26 protein-coding genes and 1 pseudogene are annotated in these 25,644 nt (G+C 37.4%); 20 read left to right on the top strand and 7 right to left on the bottom strand.

From position 1 onward, the window contains the following. From ACG94X_RS14760 to ACG94X_RS14740, 5 genes are all read left to right on the top strand, one after another. Positions 1-335: 3-keto-5-aminohexanoate cleavage protein (locus ACG94X_RS14760; RefSeq protein ID WP_419384466.1), on the top strand; the 335-nt coding region annotated here is incomplete at its 5' end. A 122-nt stretch (positions 336-457) separates the two neighbouring features. Further along, on the top strand, positions 458-1,786 hold the full coding sequence (locus tag ACG94X_RS14755; protein WP_419384465.1) for an MFS transporter: 1,329 nt from the start codon (positions 458-460) through the stop codon (positions 1,784-1,786). After that, positions 1,786-2,439: a DsbA family oxidoreductase gene (locus ACG94X_RS14750; RefSeq protein ID WP_419384464.1), complete on the top strand. Its 654-nt coding sequence runs from the start codon at positions 1,786-1,788 to the stop codon at positions 2,437-2,439. The genes ACG94X_RS14755 and ACG94X_RS14750 overlap by 1 nt, the downstream gene beginning before the upstream one ends. Further along, a complete protein-coding gene (locus ACG94X_RS14745; RefSeq protein WP_419384463.1) occupies positions 2,436-2,762 on the top strand; it encodes a Rieske (2Fe-2S) protein in 327 nt (108 codons plus the stop codon). The genes ACG94X_RS14750 and ACG94X_RS14745 overlap by 4 nt, the downstream gene beginning before the upstream one ends. Further along, on the top strand, positions 2,755-3,765 hold the full coding sequence (locus tag ACG94X_RS14740; protein ID WP_419384462.1) for a YeiH family protein: 1,011 nt from the start codon (positions 2,755-2,757) through the stop codon (positions 3,763-3,765). Before ACG94X_RS14745 ends, ACG94X_RS14740 begins: the two co-directional genes overlap by 8 nt. Before the next feature lie 199 nt (positions 3,766-3,964). Here the strand turns inward: ACG94X_RS14740 and ACG94X_RS14735 are convergent, their stop codons facing one another. Further along, positions 3,965-4,978, bottom strand: a complete 1,014-nt coding sequence (locus ACG94X_RS14735; RefSeq protein WP_419384461.1) for an AraC family transcriptional regulator — start codon at positions 4,976-4,978, stop codon at positions 3,965-3,967. A 311-nt stretch (positions 4,979-5,289) separates the two neighbouring features. Here ACG94X_RS14735 and ACG94X_RS14730 point away from each other — a divergent pair, with 311 nt between their 5' ends. The 3 genes from ACG94X_RS14730 to ACG94X_RS14720 all read left to right on the top strand — a co-directional run bounded on the left by ACG94X_RS14730 (position 5,290) and on the right by ACG94X_RS14720 (position 9,006). Beyond that, positions 5,290-5,949, top strand: coding sequence for an RBBP9/YdeN family alpha/beta hydrolase (locus tag ACG94X_RS14730; protein WP_419384460.1), 660 nt, complete (start codon positions 5,290-5,292; stop codon positions 5,947-5,949). A 220-nt stretch (positions 5,950-6,169) separates the two neighbouring features. After that, positions 6,170-8,005, top strand: coding sequence for a DUF1302 domain-containing protein (locus ACG94X_RS14725; protein WP_419384459.1), 1,836 nt, complete (start codon positions 6,170-6,172; stop codon positions 8,003-8,005). Between the two features lie 323 nt (positions 8,006-8,328). Continuing rightward, entirely contained in the window at positions 8,329-9,006 is a 678-nt protein-coding gene (locus ACG94X_RS14720; protein ID WP_419384458.1) for a hypothetical protein, read from the top strand. Between the two features lie 85 nt (positions 9,007-9,091). Here the strand turns inward: ACG94X_RS14720 and ACG94X_RS14715 are convergent, their stop codons facing one another. Together ACG94X_RS14715 and ACG94X_RS14710 are read right to left on the bottom strand one after the other, a co-directional pair. Then, positions 9,092-10,282, bottom strand: coding sequence for an MFS transporter (locus tag ACG94X_RS14715; RefSeq protein WP_419384457.1), 1,191 nt, complete (start codon positions 10,280-10,282; stop codon positions 9,092-9,094). Positions 10,283-10,304: 22 nt separating this feature from the next. Continuing rightward, complete coding sequence (locus ACG94X_RS14710; RefSeq protein WP_419384456.1) at positions 10,305-10,736, bottom strand: RidA family protein; 432 nt, start codon at positions 10,734-10,736, stop codon at positions 10,305-10,307. A gap of 121 nt (positions 10,737-10,857) precedes the next feature. On the opposite strand from ACG94X_RS14710, the gene soxR reads away from it, so the two are divergent. After that, positions 10,858-11,379 carry a redox-sensitive transcriptional activator SoxR gene (gene soxR, locus ACG94X_RS14705; protein ID WP_419384467.1) on the top strand — a complete coding sequence of 174 codons (522 nt, stop codon included), beginning with the start codon at positions 10,858-10,860 and terminating at the stop codon, positions 11,377-11,379. Positions 11,380-11,413: 34 nt separating this feature from the next. Here soxR and ACG94X_RS14700 read toward each other — a convergent pair whose 3' ends face one another. Together ACG94X_RS14700 and ACG94X_RS14695 are read right to left on the bottom strand one after the other, a co-directional pair. After that, the gene (locus ACG94X_RS14700) at positions 11,414-12,286 is read right to left on the bottom strand and encodes an LD-carboxypeptidase (RefSeq protein ID WP_419384455.1); all 873 of its coding nucleotides are present in this window, start codon (positions 12,284-12,286) and stop codon (positions 11,414-11,416) included. A gap of 24 nt (positions 12,287-12,310) precedes the next feature. Continuing rightward, positions 12,311-13,237, bottom strand: a complete 927-nt coding sequence (locus ACG94X_RS14695; RefSeq protein WP_419384454.1) for a DMT family transporter — start codon at positions 13,235-13,237, stop codon at positions 12,311-12,313. A 949-nt stretch (positions 13,238-14,186) separates the two neighbouring features. Here ACG94X_RS14695 and ACG94X_RS14690 point away from each other — a divergent pair. The 4 genes from ACG94X_RS14690 (at position 14,187) to ACG94X_RS14675 (ending at position 18,968) form a co-directional block, all read left to right on the top strand. Then, complete coding sequence (locus ACG94X_RS14690; RefSeq protein ID WP_419384453.1) at positions 14,187-15,314, top strand: Re/Si-specific NAD(P)(+) transhydrogenase subunit alpha; 1,128 nt, start codon at positions 14,187-14,189, stop codon at positions 15,312-15,314. An 11-nt stretch (positions 15,315-15,325) separates the two neighbouring features. Then, positions 15,326-15,646 carry a proton-translocating transhydrogenase family protein gene (locus ACG94X_RS14685; RefSeq protein ID WP_419384452.1) on the top strand — a complete coding sequence of 107 codons (321 nt, stop codon included), beginning with the start codon at positions 15,326-15,328 and terminating at the stop codon, positions 15,644-15,646. Positions 15,647-15,649: 3 nt separating this feature from the next. Continuing rightward, a complete protein-coding gene (locus tag ACG94X_RS14680) occupies positions 15,650-17,104 on the top strand; it encodes an NAD(P)(+) transhydrogenase (Re/Si-specific) subunit beta (protein ID WP_419384451.1) in 1,455 nt (484 codons plus the stop codon). 625 nt (positions 17,105-17,729) lie between these two features. Continuing rightward, positions 17,730-18,968, top strand: a complete 1,239-nt coding sequence (locus ACG94X_RS14675) for an ammonium transporter (RefSeq protein WP_419384450.1) — start codon at positions 17,730-17,732, stop codon at positions 18,966-18,968. A 127-nt stretch (positions 18,969-19,095) separates the two neighbouring features. On the opposite strand, the gene rsfS is transcribed toward ACG94X_RS14675, so the two are convergent. Beyond that, positions 19,096-19,494 carry a ribosome silencing factor gene (rsfS, locus tag ACG94X_RS14670; protein ID WP_419384449.1) on the bottom strand — a complete coding sequence of 133 codons (399 nt, stop codon included), beginning with the start codon at positions 19,492-19,494 and terminating at the stop codon, positions 19,096-19,098. Positions 19,495-19,595: 101 nt separating this feature from the next. Then, entirely contained in the window at positions 19,596-20,390 is a 795-nt protein-coding gene (locus tag ACG94X_RS14665) for a hydroxypyruvate isomerase family protein (RefSeq protein WP_419384448.1), read from the bottom strand. Between the two features lie 276 nt (positions 20,391-20,666). Between ACG94X_RS14665 and ACG94X_RS14660 the strand changes: the two genes are divergently transcribed. The 7 genes and pseudogenes from ACG94X_RS14660 (at position 20,667) to ACG94X_RS14630 (ending at position 25,644) form a co-directional block, all read left to right on the top strand. Continuing rightward, positions 20,667-21,113, top strand: coding sequence for an SRPBCC family protein (locus tag ACG94X_RS14660; protein WP_419384447.1), 447 nt, complete (start codon positions 20,667-20,669; stop codon positions 21,111-21,113). A 75-nt stretch (positions 21,114-21,188) separates the two neighbouring features. Then, positions 21,189-21,540, top strand: a pseudogene (locus tag ACG94X_RS14655) (DUF488 domain-containing protein). Between the two features lie 89 nt (positions 21,541-21,629). After that, positions 21,630-21,974, top strand: coding sequence for a zinc ribbon domain-containing protein YjdM (locus tag ACG94X_RS14650; protein WP_419384446.1), 345 nt, complete (start codon positions 21,630-21,632; stop codon positions 21,972-21,974). Between the two features lie 496 nt (positions 21,975-22,470). Further along, positions 22,471-22,812, top strand: a complete 342-nt coding sequence (locus ACG94X_RS14645) for a YegP family protein (protein WP_419384445.1) — start codon at positions 22,471-22,473, stop codon at positions 22,810-22,812. 521 nt (positions 22,813-23,333) lie between these two features. Next, positions 23,334-23,798 (top strand): YybH family protein, encoded by a 465-nt coding sequence (locus ACG94X_RS14640; RefSeq protein ID WP_419384444.1) that lies wholly within the window; start codon positions 23,334-23,336, stop codon positions 23,796-23,798. Between the two features lie 252 nt (positions 23,799-24,050). Beyond that, the gene (locus ACG94X_RS14635; protein ID WP_419384443.1) at positions 24,051-25,220 is read left to right on the top strand and encodes a low temperature requirement protein A; all 1,170 of its coding nucleotides are present in this window, start codon (positions 24,051-24,053) and stop codon (positions 25,218-25,220) included. A gap of 19 nt (positions 25,221-25,239) precedes the next feature. Continuing rightward, positions 25,240-25,644 (top strand): NUDIX hydrolase, encoded by a 405-nt coding sequence (locus tag ACG94X_RS14630; RefSeq protein ID WP_419384442.1) that lies wholly within the window; start codon positions 25,240-25,242, stop codon positions 25,642-25,644.

The raw sequence follows: 25,644 nt of genomic DNA, 5'->3' as shown, positions 1-25,644 counted from the left end.
ATCGTGCACCAGATGGTTGCACACTGACATCTGAGTCATTGTTTAAAAATGTATTACCGTTTAACACAATGGCTTTATCAATGGGTTTACATCCACGCGTTGGTAATGAAGATACGATTATCGATCATCAAGGTAAGCGTTTCTCATCTGTAGAGCAGGTTAAGCAAACGGTTCGAATTGCTCGTGAATTGGGTCGTGAAATTGCAACGGGTAAAGAAGCACGTGAGATTTATCGCATCGGCGTGCAGTACGACAGTATTGATGAAACATTACGTGAAAATGGCATGACGCCAAACCGTAAACACGGACAAAAAGGTATTCCATTACGTAAGTAAAATGTTTGAGTGAAATGGAATTTTGACTCAAATATGTAAAAGGATCATGTTGTAAATTATCTTCATGATTCTTTTAGCATTGGATAAAGACAATAGAGAATATAAAAACACAAGGAGGTCGTATGGGTGCTCATCATTTTACGGATCATACGAACAGTGTAGATACGTCAATCGGTATTCCCCGTCGCTATGCGTGGTTAGTTTTTGCATTAACATTTGGTTTGTTAATTTCAGATTACATGTCACGTCAGGTACTCAATGCTGTATTTCCTTTACTGAAAAGTGAATGGGCGCTCAGCGACAGTCAACTCGGTTTACTCAGTGGTATTGTTGCATTAATGGTGGGTTTATTAACCTTGCCATTATCACTTCTTGCAGACCGTTTTGGACGTGTTAAAAGTCTGACCTTAATGGCAGTACTGTGGAGTGTGGCAACCTTAGGTTGTGCACTTGCAGAAAACTATCAGCAAATGTTTATTGCCCGCTTTATGGTTGGCGTAGGTGAAGCTGCTTATGGCAGTATTGGTATTGCCGTTGTTGTTGCAGTATTCCCACGTGAAATGCGTGCAACTCTAGCAAGTGCATTCATGGCGGGTGGCGTATTCGGCTCGTTTCTAGGTATGGCGCTTGGTGGTGTACTGGCTGAACATTTTGGATGGCGTTGGGCATTTGGTGGAATGGCACTTTTTGGTTTAGTGCTCGCTGTGCTATATCCAATTGTTGTAAAAGAAAAAAGAATAGCTCCACCACATCGAATCAATGAAATTGGGCAGAAAGCTGCTCCAATTAAAAGTCCATTGAAATCGCTGTATTCCAGTCGCTCCGTGATCGCAACTTATATTGGTAGCGGTTTACAGCTCTTTGTCGGTGGTTCAGTCATCGTTTGGTTACCCAGTTATCTCAATCGATATTACGCAATGAGCACGGACAAAGCAGGTGTTTTGGCTGCGGTTCTCGTATTGTTCAGCGCAGTCGGAACAATTTTGTGTGGCATGCTCTGTGATCGTTTGGGTAAGAATCGTCCCGATCGTAAAGTCAGTTTAGCCATTGCGTATTGCCTTGTTGGTTGTCTGTTGCTATCGATTGCATTTTCACTGCCAGCAGGAACAGCTCAATTGGTGTTGATTGGTTTGGGAATGTTTATTGCCTTAGGTACCAATGGCCCTTCAAGCGCAATGGTTGCCAATCTGACCCACAATTCTGTGCACGGTACTGCTTTTGCAACATTAACACTTGCCAATAATTTCCTTGGCTTGGCGTTAGGACCTTTGGTTATCGGTAAACTTTCAGATGTGATTGGATTGCATAGTGCATTTCAATTCATGCCATTGATGAGTATTGCTGCTGCCGTAGTGTTCTTCTATGCAAAATTCCATTATCTCAAAGATATGGAACGATTAAATGAACAAGCTGTCGCGCAAAACAGCCAACAAAATTTGGAAAATAAATAATGAGTCGCCAACTGTCTATAGACGTATTTTTTGAATTTATTTGCCCTTGGTGTCTGATTGGAAAACGTCAGTTACAAGTTGCAATTCAAAAATTAAATCGTAGCCACCCCGATGTCGAAGTGGTTTTAAATTGGAAAGGTGTGCAGTTATTAACGCAAATTCCAGCGGATGGCATACCGTTTCAAGCCTTTTACTTACAAAGGCTTGGAAGTTCCGTGGCTGTTCGTATGAGACAGGCTCAGGTTCGTCAGGCAGCAGGAATGGTGGGTGTAGAGATTGATTTTGAAAAAATTCCACGGATGCCGAATACAGCAAAGGCACATCAATTTTTTAAAAATGCATTAGAAATGAGTAATCCAATACAGGCTGACCGCTTATTGGAAGGCCTATTTTCTGCGTATTTCCATCATTCTGAAAACATTAGTGATATTGCTGTATTACAGAAAATAGCCACTTATTGTGGTTTTGAGGAAGATGCGATTGCACGTATATCAGATGTCCCAGATCACCTGTTTATTTCGGCGGATACGGGTGGGAAGGGCGTACCTTACTTTGTATTTGATGGAGGTTTTGCAATGGCGGGCGCTCAACCTGCAGATGTACTTTATAAAGCCATGCTTGAAGCATTAGCAGCGCAAGGACAGCCAGCATGACAGTTCGTTTTCAAGTACCACAGGAAAAATTACCCACTTTAGGTCAGCGTGCTTTTTTAATGATTGAAGATAAAACACTTGCGCTTTTCAATATCGAAAATCAACTTTACGCCATTGATGATAGTTGCCCTCATCAAGGGGCTTCGATGTTCAGTGGATGCTTACAAGGGCGGACAATTTCATGTCCTGCACATGGTTTACGATTTGATCTAGCCAGTGGTTATTTACTCAATTCTACACAGATGAAAGTGACCTCATATCCGATAGAAAAGATTGGAGAGCAGGTGTTTATTGTTCTGAATTCTGGAGAACAACATGGGTAGCGTAAAAACCATGGACTTAAGTCTACGTGCACGTGAATTAATGCCCGGATTTGCCGTCAGTGTTGTTGTTGCAGCAGCCGCTTGTTTTTTATCTGAGCATTACGGTGCACCCGTGATGTTATTTGCTTTATTGCTCGGTATGGGGCTGAATTTTCTCGCTTCAGACACTAAATGTAAGGCAGGAATAGAATTTACTGCACGTACCGTATTACGTGCGGGGATTGCCTTACTTGGAATGCGAATTACCCTCGGGCAAATTACAGCATTAGGTTGGCAGCCTGTAGCTTTGGTCATTACACTGGTTGTTGTGACCATTTCAGTCTCTGTCGTGGCAGCAAAATTACTCGGTTTTCAGAAACTTTTTGGTATGCTAACAGGAGGTGCGACGGCAATTTGCGGAGCATCCGCAGCATTAGCACTTTCGGCAGCATTCCCAAATCATCCACAAAAAGAAAAAGCCACTTTATTTACAGTAATTGGTGTATCAGCACTTTCGACCTTGGCAATGATTATTTATCCGATGATTGCTCAGTGGTTGGAGTTATCTCCACAGGCGGCAGGGGTATTTCTAGGTGCGACTATTCATGATGTTGCGCAGGTCGTTGGTGCGGGTTATAGCATGTCGACAGAAACGGGTGATACTGCAACTGTGGTGAAATTAATGCGAGTTGCGATGTTGCTTCCAGTCATTGTTTGTGCGGCGATGATTACTCGAATGCAGGGTGTAGAATCAGGAGGGGAGCGTCCACCATTATTACCATGGTTTGCCGTCGGTTTCTTAGTCTTGGCATGTATTAATAGTACAGGCTGGGTGCCCATCATTGTTCAAAATGGTACAAATGAATTATCGCGTTGGTTTTTGATTATTGCAATCAGTGCTTTGGGAATGAAAACGCAAATTAAAGAACTTGCTTCTGTGGGTATCAAACCGATTTTATTGATGATTGGTGAAAGTATTTTCCTTGTGATATTGGTGTTGCTGTTGATGCGTTGGTGGTTCTGATTTGAATTTAAGGCATGGATTGAATCCATCCATATTAAAGTCATTAAAATGAAGTTCATAAAAAAAGGTTTTGCTGTTTTTTACCTAATCGGTATTTAACAGGAAAACCTTTTTCTATTGAAAAATAATTATTTAGAATGGAATGTGAGATTTAGAAGATGAATCTCATAAAATGTAGTCTGCTGATGCAGTGCTTTAATTAATCCTGTAGGGTTTTATTGTGACTACGCCATGTATTTGGTGCCATACCAAACTGGCTAATAAACCAACGGGTAAAAGAACTTGGCATTGAATAACCTAAAATATCGGAGACTTGCCCGAGTGAATAATTCATATTCTTTAGATAGCGGAAGACAAGATTACGACGTACATCATTCATTAGATCGCTGAAACTGGTCTGCGCTGATTCTAAACGTCGTTGTAAAGTTCGGACATTCATACCGTGGGTTTGAGCAACTTGATCAATGGTGGCACGTCCCATTGGCAACAATAAATAAATACTTTTACGAATATCAAAAATAATTGAAGATTCATTATCATTTTGTAGGATGTCTAAGTAGCGTTGTGCATGACTTGCCATTGCCGTATTGGCTTGTGGATTGGCACTATCAAGGTCTGTTGTAGTGCAAACGATACCATTGAAATCGCTACCAAATTCTAATGAACAACCAAATACTCTACGATGCACAGAAAGATCTTTTGGTGCGCTATGGGTAAAATGGATGCTTAATGGTCGCCATTTTTGCAAAAGTAAGGCAGCGCATAAACGATGCATGATACCCAAAGCAAGCTCAGATGCTTGACGGCTATATACCGATGCCGTAGTCACCACTTCTTCGCGAATAATAGCAGTGTTGCCAACTTCTTCGACATAAATCGCCAGTGAATCATTGAGAAGATTACGATATCTAACCATGGTTTGTATCGCATCACGCAAAGTATGTTGATAACTCAGCAATAAACTGATTTCTCCAAAATCGGAGAGTTGGCGTTGTTCAGCCATGCGTAAACCAAAAACCTCACAGCCGCTCATTTGTGCAGATTGTTCCAATAATGCTACAGCTTTATCGACAGAGATACGCTGTTTACTATTGCTGCTGAGCTGTGTTGGGCACAGTCCAACATTCGATAATAAATGATAAGGATTGATATCTAATTGCTGCGTCACGTCCACATAATTTTTTAGAACGGCTGTATGAGCTAGCGGAACCACTTTTATTATCTCCCTGTTTTTAATTGACCATCCTGATCAAAGTCTATTTATAACCAAAATACGCGGTGTCGAATAGTGCCTACTTTGGTCGTAAAGCAATGAAGTGTATTTTTTCAATTGTTTTTTAAGGTTTTTATTTTTTGATGGTTAAAATAAACAATTTTGTAACTTAAATGGTATTAACCGATCTGTCATGAAAAGAAAAGTGAATGTCATTTAAAGTGCATCTTTTGGCTAGCCTGTTCTCTATGTTGGATATCAAATCAGTTAGATGAATTATCCTCAGCGAGCATGAAGCTCAAGGTATAGAGATGGAAAAAATACTCACAAAGGCGACTGTTTTAATCATCCCCGGATTACGTGATCATGTGGCGGAACATTGGCAAACTATACTTGAAGCACGTTTAGTCAATGTACGTTCTGTTCCTCCTGCGGAAATGGATAAATTGAATTGTGCGAATCGAGTGGCACGTATTCAGGCAGAACTAGAAAAAATTCAAGGCCCAGTCATTTTGGTTGCACATAGCGCAGGTGTCTTAATGACCATTCATTGGGCAGCAAAATATCAGTATGATCTCAAAGAAAATAATCTTAATGTGAATGATCTTAAAGGAAATACTCATCAAAGCTATTATATTCAAGGTGCTTTACTTGCGACACCGCCCGATTTAAATCAAAGCTGGCCTGCACATTATCCGAGCCCTGAATCGCTAAAACAAGAAGGGTGGTCTCCTGTACCTGATCAGCGTTTAGCATTTCCAAGTATTGTGGCCGCAAGTACCAATGATTATTTGGCAAGTTATGATGCTGTTGCCGAGATGGCAAATACATGGGGCAGCGAATTGGTCAATTTAGGTGATGTCGGGCATCTCAATCCTGCGGCAGGGTTTGGTCCTTGGTCACAGGCTGAACAATTCATTGCACAATTGGATCAGATTGAGCAGCTTGAAAATAGTGTCATGACTGCGTGATTTGAAAAATTTACGAACTGTCATTTCATGGAGATGGTTTGGTATGACATTCATAAGCATTCATTTCTTAAAATTTTAGTTTGTTGGCAATTTTTGCTCATTGGTTAGCAAGATAAGTTGAAAGTGGCTTTTGTAAAACAACAATTCACGCTTTGCTCATCCAATTTATTTTGGGATGTAGAAAGTTAATCAAAATAAATCATATCGATATGGAGATGATATGGTGAAGCAGTCTATTTATTTCAAAGAAACTCAAAGTCATTTTTTACGCACTCAAAAAGTGAGTGTTTTATTCGGTTTGATGTTTTGTGTGTCCAATGCTACTGCGGTTGGTTTTGAGCTGAATGATGATTGGAAGTTTGAAACCAATACCAGTTTAAGTGTCGGTCAGAGTTGGAGCACGCAGGATCCAGAAAGTTTGTTACTTTATAAGCCCGATGCTCAAAGCATTGGTAAACAAGGTTCTGGTATTGACATTAACGGTGATAATGGTCGTGCTAACTTTGAAAAAGGCGATGCAGTTTCACAAGTGATCAAAGGTTTAACAGAATTTCGTTTAAACGGTAAGCAACAAGGTGCAGTACTAAGTACTAAATATTGGTATGACCATGCTTATGAAACAGGACGTGGTGATTTTACTGCATTTGATGACTCAGCTTGGCCCCGTCTAGTCCAATTTAAAGGGATAGACCTGTGGGATGCCTATATTTGGAAGGATTTTAACTTTGAAAATTCGAAAAGTTTGAATCTGAAATTGGGTAAACATGCATTGAATTGGGGGAAATCACAATTCTTTCAAAATGGTTTGAACTCTGTAAGTGCATTTGACTACGCAGCGATGAACCGCCCAGGTGGTGATGTAAAAGAACGAATTATTCCTGTGGAGCAGTTCTCTTTTGTCGCTGGGTTGAATGATAAGCTGAAAGTAGAAGGTTTTTATCAGTTTAAATTTAGACCATCTGTGGTGGATGGTTGCGGAACATTCTTTGAAGTATCGGATGTTTTTGCAGAAAATTGTGGTCCTCTTTTAATTGGTGGTCCTGGGTTTACAACAGATCAAGCAACCAATGGTCCGCTTGATTTTACGGTTGCACGTTTGCCAAGCGAATATGCAAAAAATAGTGGGCAATATGGTCTTGCTATTAAACAAATTATTCCAAGTTTAAATAATGCTGAGCTTGGTGCATATTACGCAAATTATCACAGTCGTATTTTACATTTTGATGGGATTGCTGTTTCTGCGCCTGGAGCGACCAATTATCACACCGCCAGAATTCTTTCGGTCTATCCAGAAAATATTGAAATGTATGGTTTAAGTTTAACGGCTAAAGTGGGTAAGACCGCTATTTTTAGTGAATTAAATTATAAACCGAGTATGCCATTACACTTTAACAGTACAGATATGGTTTATGCACAAGCTTTGTATAACGATACGCCACTCACAGCACCTAATGAGACTTTAGAATTAAGTGAGCGTATTAATGGTTTTGCTCGAGTGCCAGTGACTCAATTTACCATGGGTGCTACCCATACTTTTTCCAATGTTTTGGGTGCAAATGCCTTTTCATTGGTGGGTGAGTTGGGTATGAATCATATTGGCAATACAGATAAATATCATTTTGGTCGAAGTGGTGCATTTGGTCGAAGTGGTTTGTCTACAGGTGCTTATGATCCGTCAAATATCAACACGTATTGTATTTCGCCTAAAACAGGACAATTGTCAGATAAAGAAATTCAAAATTTGAATGAAAAATACTGTAATGACAAAGGTTTCTTTGAAGAGTGGTCTGTGGGGTATCGCTTACGTGGGGCGTTAAATTACAATGACTTATTTGCTTCGACAGTCATTACACCAAGTCTGATGTTCCGTCATGACGTACAAGGTTATGGTCCAAACTTTCAAGAAGATCAAATGGCGATTAGCGTAGGAGTATCTGCCACATATCAAAAGAAATATGTGACTGAACTTTCCTACACCAATTTCTTTGGTTCGAATGAGTTTAGTGTATTAGATGATCGAGATTTTGCAGCTTTATCATTCAAAGCTAATTTTTAATTGACTTAGTATTTCCACTTTTTGTAGATATTACAGAAAGTGGATGACCTAAAGTGTTCAGCAAATTTAAAAAATATGCGAATTTGAACTTTTCAAATCCAAATGTATATTGAAAAACAGGAAGTTGATACTTGATAAGCTATAAATATTCATAATAGATAAAATCACGAACATCAAAATTTTAAATTTATTACTAAATTTTTTAGATATTTCAACAGTATGATTTCACTAGTAATTTTTAATTAAAGAATAATGAAATAACTTGCTCAAAATTGTACCATTCAGTATGTTAACAATAAGAAAAATATAATGAGGGGAAAGTGATGCTTGTTTTAGAGGAAATCTATAAAAGTAAAAAAGCACAAAACTCAGAACATTTCAATTTACGAATCCATCGAAGTTTAAGTTGGTTAAAAAAGGCGGCTTTACTACAAGATGATCTTGACCTTAGATTGATCAGTTTATGGATTGGATTGAATGCGATTTACACCCCAAATATTGAGCCAATACAACAAATAACAAGTCAAACGGAGCAAGTCATTCATGCTAAACATGCTTTCAGTACATTTTTAGGCAAAATTTTCAAATTGGATCATGAGCAAAAAATTTATCAACTCATCTGGGAAAAGCTTCGCCAACAGATAGATTCACTCATCGAGAATCCATACTTATTTCAGTCATTTTGGGATTATCAAAACAAAAAAATCAGTCAGATATTAGGGAAAGAGGAAGTAGTGTTAGAAAAAATTCGAGTTCATCAAATATTACAATCGAAAGATACTGTGGCTGTATTAGATATTATTTTCAATCGGCTCAATACCTTATATCAGCAAATTATATTGGGTGGAGCGACTTACAATAGTTCATTCAACCGTAAACATTTGCAGCAATGTTGCAATATTCTCATCACGATTTTACCTGCATTTCTATATATCGTTTTGGAAAATGCAGAAGTGTTTGATACAGCTCAGCCATTTTATCCCGTAGTACAAATGTCTTAAATGATTTTTGGTCGCATCGTGAGTGATCGAATTTAAAATCCCTCTATGTATGAGGGATTTTATTTTAGTTCAATACATGAATTGCTTAAGCAGCAATTTTTTTATTCACTAATAGACGATCTAAGCAGGCAAAAAAAGCAGATCCGATAACTAAACTTAAGCCGACCAAACAGGTCATTGTCCAACCGCCGTGATGCCATGCGTAGACTCCCAGTGCTGAACCGCATGCACCACCTGTAAAATAGACCGTCATGTAAATTGAATTAATACGTGATTTTGCATTGGGTCTAAGTCGGAAAATAATGTTTTGATTACTAGTATGAACAATCGCAAGTCCTAAATTAATGACGCCATAGCCGAGCATATAACTGATTAACGATTTCCCGCCAAAGTATAGGAATATCCAGCTGATCGCTAAGACAACAATGCCGATCCATGTGAGTAAGTCGGTGTGACCTCGGTCTGCAATTTTCCCAATTTTTGTGGTGCTTAATGCACCAAATACCCCTATCAAGGTGACTAAGCCAATCATCACATCTGCCAATTCAAATGGCTTAGATGTAAGTAAAACAGCAATTGTTGAAAATAGGATGCTCATCGCACCAAAAGCAAAACCACCGATTAATGCGCGATAAATCAAACGCTTTTCTTCATTTAAAAGAGTTGCCATGGATTTAAAAATTTTGCCATAACTCATTTTAATGGTTGGAACGTGTGGTAAACGTTTTCTGAGTAAAAAGGCTAAGACGAGCATCAGAATTGAACTGACAATATAGATCAATCGCCAATTAAACAGATTAGATAATAAACCTGCCAAACTGGTCGAGAGTAATAACCCGACCAAAAGCCCACTCATGAGAAAACCAACCACTTCGCCTGTTTTTTCAGGTCGAACTGCCATGGTTGCAAGTGGAATCAGGACTTGTGCTGCGACTGAAAATAGCCCGACGATCACTGTACCCACCCATAACATAGGCAAATTGACAGCAAAAGCACATATCAGTAAACCAATTGCTGCAAAGAACATGAGTAATGGTATAAGTTTGGTTTTATTGACAATGTCTCCAACTGGAACAATGAACAACAAACCTAAGGCATAAGACACTTGGGCAAAAGTAACGGTGAGTGCTACTTGTGACTCTGGAACTTGGTAATATTGTTGAATCGAGTGAATCAACGGTTGGCAATAATAGTTTGCTCCTGCACATAAACCACAGGCAATCGCCATTAGCCACAATAATGTTTTATTTTGGCTAATATCGAGTTGAGCATTCATAAGGATTTCCTAGTTCTTGATGTTACATACAATAAGCGGTTGCTTCTATTTCTATAAGCATCCCTTGTAAAGCAAGACACGGGACAGGGATAAGCGTGCAGGCAGGAAAAGCTTGACCATTCCAAAGCTGCTGCATTTCCCGAATTAAAAACTGATGTTTCTTGGGGCTGTGGTCAACCACAAGTATTCTTAAAACAGCAATATCCGTGATCGTTGCAGCAACATCATCTAAAGCATGTTGAACATTTAAAAATGCTTGATGAACTTGTTGTGCAAAATCTTTGGAAAGTTGTCCTTGTTGGTTTTCACCACCTTGTCCAGAAATGTGAAGAATACGTAAATAATGACGTACTTCAGCCACGTGACTATACGCAAATGCACTCGGGTTATAAAGTTTATTTGGGTTGTGCATTTGGAATGGCTTGATTTGGCACAATTCTAGTTTCGAATTCATGTCGTTGTCCTTACACTCTCATTCAATTTTTTGCTAGTATCAAAGCTCAAGTTAACTTGAGGTCAAGCTAAAATTGAAGAAAAACCAATTTGATGCAAAAGTACATGCTGAAAAACCATCAATTGAAAAAGTCACCCATGAAAAAGCTGTCGATGAAAATGAATTACGGCAATGGTTAAGCATTGGTGATTTGGCACATCGTAGTGGTGTAAGTGTGGCAACGCTTCGTTTTTATGAAGAAAAGGATTTAATCTGGAGTACTCGAACGCAAGGCAACCAACGACGTTACCAAAGAGCAATGCTACGTCGTATTGCAATTGTAAAAATTGCACAACAAGTTGGCATTAGCCTGCAACAGGTCAAAGATGCTTTTCAGGTTTTACCTAAACAGCAAATCGCCAGTAAGGCAGATTGGCAAAAGATGTCGCAGGTTTGGCAAGCTCAATTAGATCAACATATTATGAATTTGCTCAAGTTAAGACAGCAATTAGATAAATGCATTGGTTGCGGCTGTTTGTCTTTACAGCAATGTCCACTACGTAATCCAGATGATCAATTGGGGCATGAGTCAGCAGGAGCGCATTTTCAAGAAGTGTTAATGACGTTATTTGATGCAAAAATAAATGCAAAAGCAGATGAGTAGTTTATTTTTAATGTCATCAATGAGCACTGATCACTTAAATCACCAATTGAGAATCGATAATTTTCCCTTTTTTACCTATCCAAAAAGGTCGATTTAGCGCACCGTGCCCAAACCAATCACATTGATATAATGGTATTTTTAAAGGTTCTAAATGTTCACTCACAATTTCTGTCATGCTTTGCGTGACGTTCTTTTGCGGGCATTGGTAAAAATCACCTAAAATTAGTGCTTTGAGTTGTGAAGTATCAATACTTTGTAAAAGTTGCGTTAAACTGCGTTCAATGCGGTAGTAAGGTTCACCGACATCTTCAATCAATAATATGCTCGGTTGATTCAGTTGTAAGGGGTAGGGTGTACCTTGTAAGCTACATAAGACGGTTAAATTTCCACCCAAAATTTGTATTTCATCTGTGCTTTGTTCTTGAGTAAAACAATTCGAACTGGATAATGTGTAATGCTGTGGCTTATTTTGATCGGTATTTAATAGGCTAATGGTTTTTAAAGCATCATATGACAAAGGGCTATTGTCTAGGTTTTTCACCGCAATTTCTTGGAAAACAGGTGCATGTAAAGCCATACCGCCATGCATTGCGACATAGTTTAAAAGCACCGTGGAATCTGAATAGCCAATGATTGGTTTATTCAAAATCCATTCATCCAAGTATGGTAGTAACATTGCCGCACCTGTACCACCACGCGCGAACCAGACTGCATCTACATTTGGGTCTAGACAAGCCTGTTTTAAATCTTTAATACGTTGTTCAATTGTACCTGCCAAATAGCGATATTGTGAAAATACATGCTGCCCTAAACTAACGGTATGACCCAGACGTTCTAACTGCGCTTGAGCCAATTGAATATTTTCAATATCTACACACGCACTTGGCGATACAATTTTAAAATGCATTTTTCTTCCAAATTTTTGCACGTTTTAATGTGCAAGTTTCTTTTTAGACAAGGTGATCATCATGACACCAATAATATTTAATAAACAACCAAACCATTGTATCGCATTCATATGTTCACCGAGTAAAGCGACTGCCAAAATAATGGTGAGAATTGGACCAATCGAACCAATCATGGCAGCTTGAGCAGCACCTAAACGTGAAATACTTTGCGCAATCAAAATGGTAGGTAAGACTGTGACCAATAAGCCTAAGGCAATTCCGTACCAAATCACCTGCATGGGTAATTGACTCAATAATTGAATGGGGTTCGGTGTTGTCATTGCGAAATGGGTTAATGTGCCAAAACAGGCAATGCTTAAAGCTAAACCCGTATAATTCCATGAACCAAATTTTTGGATCAGTTTAGGTGTCATTAACAAATAGCCTGCAAAGCACACAGCGCTCGCAAAGACCAAGCTAACACCGAGCCAAAAGTCACCTTCATGGGGTACAGAGCTTTGCTCTTGTAACATCACAATGACTGTTCCACCGTAACTGAGGGCTATGGCAATGATGGTTTTTAATCTCATTTTTTGTTTATAAATAACGCTTGTCGCTATAACCGTTAATGTCGGATATAAAAATAAAATGATCCGTTCTAACGATGCGCTGATATACATCAAACCTGAAAAATCTAACCAACTTGAAAAGTAATAACCAATCAGACCTGCTAAAACCAGCAAGATCCAATCTTTTACTGCGATATTTTTATTATGGTGACGATTAAACCAGCACAGTAATAAAAAGAAAGGCAAGGCGCTGACCATGCGCAGAGCCATCAATACAGTGCCGTCAACTAAAGGCGATAAAGCATAAGTTTGTTTAATAAAAATAGCTTTGGTACTGAATAAGAACGCTGCGCCAAGTGCAAAGATTGAACCCATTTGCGTACTAGAGAGTGAGAGTTTCATGACATCAACTTTATTGAAGAGGCTTTTAAAATAAAAGTGCTCAAAGCAGTATAGCCCTAGACCAATATGAGAAAAAATGCAAAAAAAGAATTAATCCAATCAAAAAATGTAATATGAGATTTAAAGCATGATGAAAGTGATTTTGAGCAAAAAATTGAATAATACTTCATTAAAATGCAATGAATATGTATCAAAATAAGAAAAATAGATAAAAGTGATCCCCCAAAATGCATTTGATATAAAGAAGATGAAGATAAGTATAAAAAATGCGCACAAAAATAGTGCATTTAAACAATACTCAAATGAATACGTGCTTTAGGTATTACACGGCAAAATGGCGAATGGAAAAATAGTAGAAAATTTTGTAATCAATTTTGACTTCTAAAGAGGGCATTTAATGGGGTAATTTTAAGTACTTTTTTTTATTAATTAAATTAAAAAATGGAATGAAAAAAAGACTCACATTTGTGACACTAATATTGGAATAAATAGCCAATTTTGATCTTTAAAATAATCGGAAATTTTGTCAGAAATGCGAATGATGTATTTGAGGATGGTGAAAGCATCTATTTTGCTAGTGATTCATCCTATCCACATCGAAGCACAAAAATATACTGTATGCCGAAAATGCCAGTAAGCAATTTCTAGCCAATACAGAATTGAGAAAAGTGGTGTGTGAAAAATAAACAATTTGGGACTTAAAACCTATGATTTGATGAAAATAGGTGAAAAATGTCGCATTTTTTGTCATTACAAAAGCAAGCCCTTATATGTCATTTAAAGATATTTGTGAATCATCAGTTCAAAATATGGGTATTTATTAAATAAATATTGGGTAGTATTTTATTTAAGTTCAATTAGAATCCAAAAATTCATAAGAACGCATTATGGGAAAAACGTCGTCTAAACACGATGTTTATTTGAAGAAAAATTAGCTTGAGGAACGCTCATGCAGATTGGTATCCCAACAGAATCTGTTGTCGGTGAAAACCGTGTTGCTGCTACGCCAGAAACAGTAAAAAAATTGATCAGTGCTGGTCATAGTGTAGTCATTGAACGTGGAGCAGGTAAAAAAGCTGCTTTCATTGACAGTGCCTATGAACAAGTTGGTGCAAAAATTACCGACGATGCTTATACAGGTAGTCAAATTATTTTGAAAGTTCGTGCGCCGCATGGTGACGAAATTCAAAAACTTGCTGCAGGTACCGCTATTGTTGCAATGTTTGACCCTTACCGTAATACTGAACTCGATCAATTTGCGTCACAACAAGTGTCTGCATTTGCGTTAGAGCTTTTGCCACGTACATTATCACGTGCACAAAACATGGATGTATTGTCCTCTCAAGCCAACCTTGCAGGTTATAAGTCAGTGCTTTTAGCTGCTGCGGAATATCAACGTATGTTCCCAATGCTGATGACTGCTGCGGGTACTGTTAAACCAGCACGTATTGTCATTATGGGTGTTGGTGTTGCAGGTCTTCAAGCGATTGCGACTGCAAAACGTTTGGGTGCAGTTGTTGAAGCAACAGATTTACGTCCAACTGCACGTGATCAAGTGGAATCACTTGGCGGTAAATGGTTAGACGTACCGATGTCTGATGAAGAAAAACAAAAAGCGGCTGATGCTGCTAAAAATGGTTATGGATGGATGCCAGGTGAGCAATACATTCAAGACCAAGCGATCATTGTTGATAAAGCTGTATCGAATGCAGATATCGTGATTACTACAGCTCTTTTACCGGGTCGTGATGCACCACGCTTAATTAAGGCTGAAACAGTTGCCAAAATGAAGCCAGGCTCAATTATTCTGGATATGGCAGTGGAATCGGGCGGTAATGTTGAAGGTTCTAAGAATGGCGAAAATGTGGTGACTGACAATGGTGTGACCATTTTAGGTATCCCAAATATCCCTTCTACAGTTTCGACTGAAGCTTCGTCATTGTATGCACGTAACGTTTTTAATTTCGTAGAAACTTTATTTGATCAAGAGAAAAACTTTGTGATCAATCAAGAAGACGAAATTCATAAAGCACTTCTGGTAGCTCATGGCGGTCAAGTACTGCTCAAACGTGGTTAAGGAGAGTCATCATGGTTGAAACTATTACTATTTTCGTCTTAGCCATCTTTGTTGGTTACTACGTGGTTTGGGGTGTTACACCTGCATTGCATACGCCATTAATGGCGGTAACCAATGCTTTGTCTTCAATTATCGTTGTGGGTGCAATGCTACAAACTGTCGGTATTCCTGGTTTAGTTGAAGCAAGCGTGCAATTCCAATCGGTTAATGTTGTGAGTGTACTTGGTGCAGTTGCAGTGTTCTTGGCAAGTATTAATATTTTTGGTGGCTTCGCTGTAACAGCGCGTATGCTTGAAATGTTTAAGCCGAAACAAAAGAAAAAAGAGGGCTAATCCATGGAATTCATTAAAGAATATGCAGATTGGTTCTACCTTGTTGGTGCTGTACTTTTCATTTTAACCTTACGTGGTTTGTCAGGTCCTAAAACAGCAATTCAAGGTAACCGTTACGGTATGGTCGCAATGGCGATAGCTGTAATCACCACTTTCTTTGTTGCTGACCATCCTGTTGTTTGGATGATTGGTGGTGCGATGGTACTTGGTGCCGTTGTAGGTATTGCTCGTGCACGTACAGTGCCAATGACACAAATGCCTGAAACAGTTGCTTTGATGCACTCTTTAGTTGGTTTGGCTGCAGTACTAATTGCGATTGCTGCAATTCTACATAACAACCAATTGACTGCATTATTTGCTCAAAATGAATCTGCTTTGACTGCTGCAGGTGTACAACATGCTCATATGAGCAGCGTACATTTGTTTGAATTATTTGTAGGTTGTTTCGTCGGTGCTATTACGTTCACAGCTTCTGTATTTGCTTATGGTAAATTGGCTGCGAAAAAATGGGCAAAAACGATTTCTGGTGCATGGGTTAAACCTGTTCAGGCAATCATTTTCCTTGCGATGTTAGCTTGTGGAGTTTACTTCTTCACGACAGGTAATATGCAAGCTTTCTGGGCAATGACAGCACTTGCACTTGTATTGGGGTGGGTCTGGATTGCACCAGTGGGTGGTGGTGATATGCCAGTTGTAGTATCGCTTCTTAACTCATTCTCTGGTTGGGCAGCGGCAGGTATTGGTTTCACACTTGAAAACAATATGTTGATTGTTGCAGGTTCACTTGTCGGTTCATCTGGTGCGATTCTGTCTTACATCATGTGTAAAGCGATGAATCGTTCTATCATCAATGTGTTATTTGGTGGTGCGATGGGCGGTACGGCGGTTGCTGCTACAGACAAAGGTGAACAAGTTCAACGTAACCACCGTTCAGGTTCTGCAGATGATGCTGGCTTCCTTATGTCAAATGCGGACAGCGTTGTGATTGTACCTGGTTATGGTATGGCGCAAGGTCGTGCACAAAATGCGGTTAAAGAATTGTGTGAAATCCTAAAAGAACAAGGTGTAAAAGTTCGTTTTGCGATCCACCCAGTTGCAGGCCGTATGCCTGGTCATATGAACGTACTTCTTGCAGAAGCAGATGTTGCGTATGAAGATATCTTAGAAATGGATGAAATCAACTCTGATTTCCCTGCGACAGATGTCGTTCTGGTTATTGGCGCAAATGACGTGGTTAACCCTGCGGCAAAAGATGATCCAACATCACCAATTTATGGTATGCCAATTCTTGAAGCACACAGAGCACGTACTATTATGGTGATCAAGCGCTCTATGGCAACAGGTTATGCAGGTCTAGATAATGACTTGTTTTATAACGATAAAACAATGATGATTTTCGGTGATGCGAAGAAAGTTGTTGAAGAAATGACGAAAGCAATTAATGGCAATGGACATTAAGTTCTGGCGCTATTGATGTAAAAGACCACCTTCGGGTGGTTTTTTAATGTTTCATTATTGCCAATATTCAAACAAGAATATGAAGAATCTATACGAGAACTTTAATGAAGCTAATCGGAATCAATTTAGGAATGGTTTTGTTGCTTATTTCACCAATTTCATATACGTAAACTTTTGAAATGAAGAGTGGTTCAAAACTATTAATAAAAGTGGTTGTTGTCATCATATTCGCGCTGAATATCAAGTTGTACCTAAAAAAGCTCTTTTACTTGTTTGAGAGTTTATTGAGGATGCAACTTCATCAAATGGTGATCGGGTTGACGTGAGAGCGTAATTGGGTGGGGAGAAAGTGGAAAGAAAAACAAAATTTTATCCAATAGATCAATATTAAAAAATACAATCACCCTAAAATTTATCAATTGATAAATAGTAAAATAAATATTCTGATTATAAAATAATATGTAAACTTCAGTTTAAGCGCCTTAAGAATACAAAAATGTAGTTTGTTTGTTTTGTGTAAACAACTATACTGTGCACATTAAGTGTTACCTACTCATCTAAAACCATATTTTTTGTGATTTTATATTGTAATGAATAGGTCGAAAATAAATTAAGGTCAGTCAAAATGATGCGACTCAAGTACAGTATGCTTTTATTATTGGGTTTCTATAGTTCTAGTAGCTTTGCATTAAGTACATCGTTAGAAATTGATATTGCAGCATTTAATCTCGTTCCAGACTTCAAGTTATTATTTTTAGGCGGTATTTTTGTCATTTTAATGCAAGCAGGTTTTGCTGTTGCAGAGGGTGGCTATGAACATAATTCTAAATCTATTTATAGTTTAATCATCAATTATATTTCAGCCATTATAGGCATCATTTTTTTTAGTTTTATCTGTTCGAAATTGGTATTTTGGGGGATTGGTGATACTTCTAATCGTCTGGCAAATAGTTTGCAAGGTTGGCATTGGAATCTACTATTTTTTTATACACTTATGGCAACGACGATTACTACAGTGGTTGGGCGTGTTATTCCATCATCATCCTCAATTGTGGTGCATTGGCTCACAGGTCTGATGATTTCTGCGATTATTTTTCCTATTTTTAGTAGTTGGGTTTGGGGGAATTTAATTTTTGGTGGTGGTTGGTTAAAGCGAGCAGGATTCATTGATTTTGCAGGGTCAACGGTTGTGCATTCCACAGCAGCTTGGATCGTTTTAGCAGGTTACTTAACGCTAAAATCTAAGCAAAAAGAAGAATTTATTAAAAAAGATTTGATGTTTGAAGATTATAAAATTCTATCTTTAGCATTAGCAGGTTTTGTACTTTGGTTGGCTTGGTCTGGTTTAAATGTTATTTATATTTCAGCGATTCGGGTTGATGTGAGTATTATTGTCATGAACTCATTTGCAGCACTGTTTGGGGCAATGATTTCTCCGTTAATATTTTCCTTATTCTTAAATAAACGCATCATGTCATGGTCTGAATTAATCAAGGCCGCCTTAGGTGGTTTGGTTGCAATTACCGCAAGTTGTGGTTTTGTGAATATTTACTTTGCACTGTTTATTGGTTTGATTTCTGGAATCTTAACTGTTTATATTCCAACCCTATTAACGAGGTGGATCGATTCTAAGCATGTCCGAGAAGTGCTTGTTGTGCATGGCGTTTGTGGGGTTTGGGGTGCTTGGGCAGTCGCATTCCATCAAAATTTAGCACCAGAGTTGATTGGAAAAACCAGTTTTATGGCACAAGGTTTAGGTATATTGGTCAACTTTATATGGAGTTTTACCATTGCATATATTGTGTTTAAAACGATTTGTAAAATAGACTCATGGCTTAAGTTGAAACAGCAACAACAGATTTAAAATCAGAAGTTCTAAAAATAGTAAATCTAAAAAGCCGAGTTAGAAATGTTTCAACAGGAACTGAAAACAAAAAAAGCGACATATAGTCGCTTTTCCAGTATTTGTTTTCGCTAGTATTTAAATCAAGTTATGCTTTCTCGGGAGTTACACGCCATAAGCTTTCTAAATCATAGAATTTACGTGCAGTAGGTAGCATGACATGAACAACAACAAGACCTAAATCGACTAGGATCCATTCTGCATCTCGTTCGCCTTCAACACCAATCGGGCGAAAACCTGCTTTACGAGCTTCATCAGCTACATTATCTGCAAGTGCCTTTACATGGCGAGTTGAAGTGCCGCTAGCAATAACAATAGCATCTGAAACGTTGCTGATTGCACTAACGTCAAGTTCAATAATATCTTTGGCTTTTACATCAAGTAGAGCTTCTTGTACAACTTTAAGGCAAGTGTCTACATCTAGATTTCTAGGGTTCATTGCAAGTTCTTGAGAATTAGAAGCGCTGGGCGATGGTTCTAAATTCATTAAGGTATATTTTCCAAACTATATTTCACCCACTAATATAACGCTTTTATGTAAAAAATTCAAACATTCAGAATGTGAATATTGGGTTAAAAACAATCAATTTAGTGGCTATTATTATTGGAAAAGTATTTATCCTTCCATGCAAATGATTGATTAGAATGTGATTGTGGTTTGTATTCTGCGGCGATATAGCCTGTATATGTGCTTTTTTTAAGCCAAGTAAAAATCGATGAATAGTCAATTTGAGCGGTATCTGGCTCATGACGTCCTGGGCAATCTGCAAATTGAATATGTCCAATCCAATCAATATTTTCTTGTAGCGCTGAAAGAACATCTTCTCCCATCATCGCCATGTGATAACAATCAAATTGCATTTTTAATGCAGGATGTTGAACGGCTTCTAACATTTCTTGCGCTTGAGCGATATTTTGAACCAAAAACCGTGGCATATCCGTGCCATTAATCATTTCAAATACAGGCTGAATGTTATATTCAGACAGAAGGTGACATGCCAGTTTAAAATTGTCTGAAAGTATATTTAAACAAGGAAGTAGGTCTGCATCTTTAGGCTGTTTTCCTGCCAAAATATTCAGACTGGGTACATTAAGTGCTATTGCATATTCAATTGCCAATTCTAAAGCTTGATGAAAAGCAATTTCACGACCTGGAATACCTGCTAAGCCATCTCCACCTTGCATTAAATCCCCAGCAGGCACATTAATCAGGCAGATATGTAAATCATATAGCTTCATTTGAGCTTGAATATCATCAATACTCAGTTCATAGGGAAATTGGATTTCAATATGATGGAATCCATGTGAATGAGCCAAAGCAAAGCGTTCGATGAGAGGGACTTCAGTAAAAATCATAGATAGGTTTACTGCGAGTTTAGTCATGAATATGCTCCTTGCTATATTTTGACTTTCATCTTCAATGTAGTAGGCATAAGACTATTTTTCAACTGGTTTATTTGTAACTTATTGCTTTTTTTCTTGTTTATTCTCAATTTGAGGTAGTGTTGATGTGTGCTAGAAAAGTTAGATTATTCTGCTCACTTTTTGCAAAGTTTGGGTTTAAGACAAAGCCATATGAAATAAAAAAGATACAAATATCATTTTAGTGAGCTGTACACTGTATTTTGGTGATAAAAATAAAATTAAAGGATTTGAAAAATGAGTAATACAGTCAAGCTGCATCGTGTATTTAGTGCGCCTCCCGAACGTGTATATCGTGCCTTTTTAGATCCAGATGCTTTGGTTAAATGGATGCCGCCACATGGTTTTTCTGCCAAAGTTCATCATATCGATGCCACTGTGGGTGGAACGTATAAGATGTCATTCACCAATTTTTCTACAGGCTCTACTCATTCTTTTGGTGGTACTTATGAAGAGTTAATTCCGAACCAATATATTCGTTATTTTGACGAGTTTGATAATCTTGAATTGGCTGGAAAAATAAACGTAACGATTGAACTTAAAGCCGTTTTAGTTGGAACTGAAGTGAATATTACCCAGTCTGGTATTCCAGTGGCGATTCCTGTCGAAGCATGCTACTTGGGTTGGCAAGAGTCTTTACAGTTGTTGGGATTATTGGTTAATCCATCTATTCCTGATCAATAGAAATATAGAGAACGATTCCTAATCAGATCGATTGTTATCAGAGTTGATCAGAGACTCAAGTAGGTAAGGGGTAAAATGACGATTCGAAGCAAACGTATTTATGATGAAGTTTCAGATGCTGATGGCAAACGTATTTTGGTCGATCGTCTGTGGACTAGAGGCATTAAAAAAAGAAAATGCTCAAATTGATTGGTGGGCGAAAGAAATTACGCCATCCAACGAACTTCGGAAGTGGTATCACGAAGATATTGAAAATCGATGGGAAGAGTTTCAGCAAAAATATCAGACTGAATTACAGAGTTCTACAACACAACTGGCTGAATTACATCAAATAGTTGAAAAAAATGATGTTACTTTAGTGACGGCAGCAAAAAATCAAGGTCGTAATCATGTCGATGTATTAATGGCTTTTTTAGCAATGATGTAATATATTTCCATAGAATTAATATGGGTTTTAAGCTCATGAAAAATATATTAATGTTATGATCAATTCTTTGCTATTTTTTTGAGGTTGTTATGTCTTTACCACAATGCCCTAAATGTCACTCAGAATATACCTATCAAGACAATGATTTACTCATTTGTCCTGAATGTGCCTTTGAGTGGAAAGAAAATGACCAGCCACTTCAAGATCAAGATGCTGTCATTAAGGATGCTTTTGGCAATGTTTTGGCGGATGGTGACTCGGTAACTGTGGTCAAAGATTTAAAAATCAAAGGATCTTCATCTGTAGTCAAAGTAGGCACGAAAGTTAAAAATATTCGTGTTTTGACTGATGTGAGTGATGGGCATGATATCGATTGTAAAATTGATGGTATTGGTCAAATGAAGCTGAAATCTGAGTTTGTTAAAAAAGCATAATTTACTCATTCTTGAATGAGTAGTGAAATATCAATGTTTTAATTCAGCTCAAAAACTACATTTTTGGGCTTTTTATAATTGTAGATTCGATAATAAAAATCCAATATTTCAAATTATTAGCAACGTTATTTAACAATCAATCTAAGAGAATCTTCATCGTTACAATATCCAATTGAATGATATCTGTGAGGACTTATATCACTGCTGTTTCATGGTTATGAATAGGATAGAGACTCATCTGCTTAAACTTAAAATGCATGATAATTAAAATTTTGAATTTTATTGTTTTATATTCTAGCCATCTACTTGCGTAGTTAGTTTTGTTTATATATCGCAATTTTAATTAGATTAAACAAAGGTTTATGTAAGTAATAAAGTGATAACAAAATAAACTTTTTTAAACTGAAAAAGTCATTTATATTTCATATCTATAGCGTGATTTTTATTCAATATACGCTGTGAAATACAAAAACTGAAAATAATGAAGAGGTGAAGCATGTCAGGATGGTATGAAATTAGTCAAGCAAAAGATGGTCAATATCGCTTTGTATTAAAAGCAGGGAATGGGGAAGTTATTCTGAACAGTGAATTGTATAAAGCCAAAGCCTCTGCGCATAATGGAATTGAATCTGTTCAAAAAAACAGCCCAAATGATACTAGTTTTGAGCGTTTAGAAGCTAAAAATGGTAAACCTTATTTTAATTTGAAAGCAGCAAATCACCAAATTATTGGAACTAGTCAGTTCTATTCAAGTGATTCTGCACGTGATAATGGTATCGAGTCTGTGAAGAAAAATGGTGCATCCGATCAGATTAAGGATCTAACATTAGAAGCATAAGTGTCATGAAGAATAGAAAAAAGCATGTTTTAACATGCTTTTTTCTATTTATGATGAAAATGAATCGGTTAACAATTCTGATGGGTTCTCATTAGCTAACAGTAAAAATTCTCAATATTTTTAAAAATAATAATATTGTCTTAATTATATGATTGATCTGAAATAGATTCTTAGTAAAGGGTCTTTTTGAGGGTGGGTTAATTTTAAATTAATATTTCGTGAAGTTTTATTAATTAATACTTGATAATATATAACTTAAAAAAAATGCAAAATATTTTACAAGTCAGATTGCATGTTAACTGAATAAAACATGATGCTGATTTATTTGGGTTTTATTAATTTTAGTGTTGTTGCTTTGGAATAATTTTATAATATAGAAATATTATATGAAATTAAAAGTATAAAAACAGATCTAAAATTTCATTAAGAATATAAAATTCACCAAAAGATAAAATAAAATACTTCACATATTGTAGATTAAATGATAAATTCATCACAAATAAAAAATAAGAGGTTACCCGATGAAAATTGAAGTTGATGGTAATAAACAGATCGTAAATGAGGTTTTGTCACAGATCGAATTGTGGGATGCTGCTGTCATTGGTAAGCAGATAGACCATTTAGTTGAACAATGTGCGCATGATGTAAGTATGTTTGATGTGAGTTCACAACTCGATGGTATTGATGCCTATAAACAAGAATGGCAGAAATTTAGCCCTTACTTCAATGACCATATCAAGATTGTTCGTCGTGATATGAAAGTTTACACGTCAGATGATCTTGCGGTTATACATTGTCATTCTAAAGTTGAAAATTCGTTACTTCAAGGTAAGTTGCAGATGCCGTGGTGCCGAACAACTTTATGTATGCAAAAGAAAAAGGGTCATTGGTTGGTGGTTCATCAACATATTTCTATGCCGATTGATATGGTGACTGGGAAAGCGATTGTACTCAAGGATCGACCTAAATTGAGGTTGGTTATTTGACGATTTTTTATATAACAAGCTCTAATATCAATTCACATTAGAGTTTTTATGTGTGGATTTTTGTGACTCAATCCGTGAGTTTAAAAAATTATAATTGCAGTGATGAATCTAGCCAGTGATTAAGATCAATAGTGATTACAATATAATGAGTCACACTTCATCTTAAAAACAGAAAAAATAATTAGAATCCACTTGAATGAATGATTTGGATTTGAAAGAATTATGTACATAATTTCAATAAAGTAATCAAAAATGCCCAATCCATTGTTAGCTAAGCATGAGTGGCTTAAACCTTTAACTCCAAGAAATCCACATGAATCACATCGTGTTGCAACACCCCTAGAGCTATTATTTGACCTTATTTTTGTTGTGGCAATTGCTACAGCTGGGCAACAGTTACATCATAGTATTGTTGAAAATCACTGGGCTCATGGTCTAACACTCTATTTTATGGTGTTTTTTGCTCTGTGGTGGGCTTGGATGAATTTTAGTTGGTTTGCCTCTGCTTATGACAATGACGATGCGATTTATCGTATTTTGACCTTTATTCAAATTATTGGGTCTTTGGTTATTGCCGCAGGGATTCCTTTTGCTTTTCAGCAACAGGATTTTGACGTGATTATTATTGGTTATGTGATCATGCGATTGAGTTTGGTTACGCAATGGTTTCGAGTCGCGGTGAATGACCTTGAGCGTAGACAAACAGCTTTACGTTATGCCTTTGGAATTATTATTGTTCAGGTCGGCTGGTTATTGTTTCATTTCACTCCAATTAATTTCACGATTTATTTATTCTTATTACTGGTTGTCATGGAACTTAGTGTCCCTATTTTTGCAGAGGCACATAACATGACGCCATGGCATCCACATCATATTTCAGAACGTTATGCCTTATTGACGATTATTGTATTGGGTGAGTCGATTATTGGTTGCTTTGCTGCTATTTCAGATGCTTTGAGTCAGCAATTATTTAGTACAGAGTTACTATTTTTAATGATTGGTGGCTTATTGATTATGTTTACCATGTGGTGGGCGTATTTCGATCATGAAGTTGCAGACCGTTTAGTGAGTCAAAAACGTGCATTTATATGGGGTTATGGCCATTTCTTTATCTTTGTCAGTATTGCGGCTTTAGGTGCAGGTTTGGCTGCAGCTGTAGATGTCGTCACACATCAGACAGAAGTATCTGGACAACAGGTTGCTTATTTTGTTGCCGTTTCCTTAATAATTTATAATGTAACTTTGTGGTTTTTGCACGAATTACACCATCTGTCAGGTTTTAAAAGGTGGCTATATCCAATCACCACGATTGTCGTCTTGTGTATTCCCATGTTCATTCAATCACTCGGTTATAGTATTTTTGCAATCGCCATTGTTTATGCATTGCGCTTAATATTTTCTAAATGCTATTTGGCTAAATAGGTTTGAATGGATCTAAATTATGGGATTTCATGATTTTTATCGTCTAAGTTCACATGCTGTTATTTTCAATGAATTGAATCAAGTCTTATTGCTCAAAGCGACTTATGCCGATTATGCATGGGGTTTACCTGGTGGTGGCTTGGATCATGGTGAAACGATTCATAAGGCTTTAATTCGTGAATGTGCTGAAGAATTGGGTTGCGAGATTACCGTGGAGTATTTGTCTGGGGTTTATTTTCATGCAGCGGTCAATTCGCATGCATTTATCTTTCGTTGTAAAATTTTAGCAGGGCAAAGTATTCGGCTGAGTAATGAACATTCTGAATATCAATGGTTTGATTTAGATGCGTTATCGCCTGTACAGAAGGTTCGAGTAGAAGATTGTTTTTATTTTAATGGTCAGGTGAAAAGTAGAGCCTTTTAG

This window comes from Acinetobacter psychrotolerans, from assembly GCF_048552595.1.
Classification (GTDB): domain Bacteria; phylum Pseudomonadota; class Gammaproteobacteria; order Pseudomonadales; family Moraxellaceae; genus Acinetobacter.
Note: the sequence above shows the minus strand (reverse complement) of the source record. Positions and strands in the feature narration are given on the sequence as shown.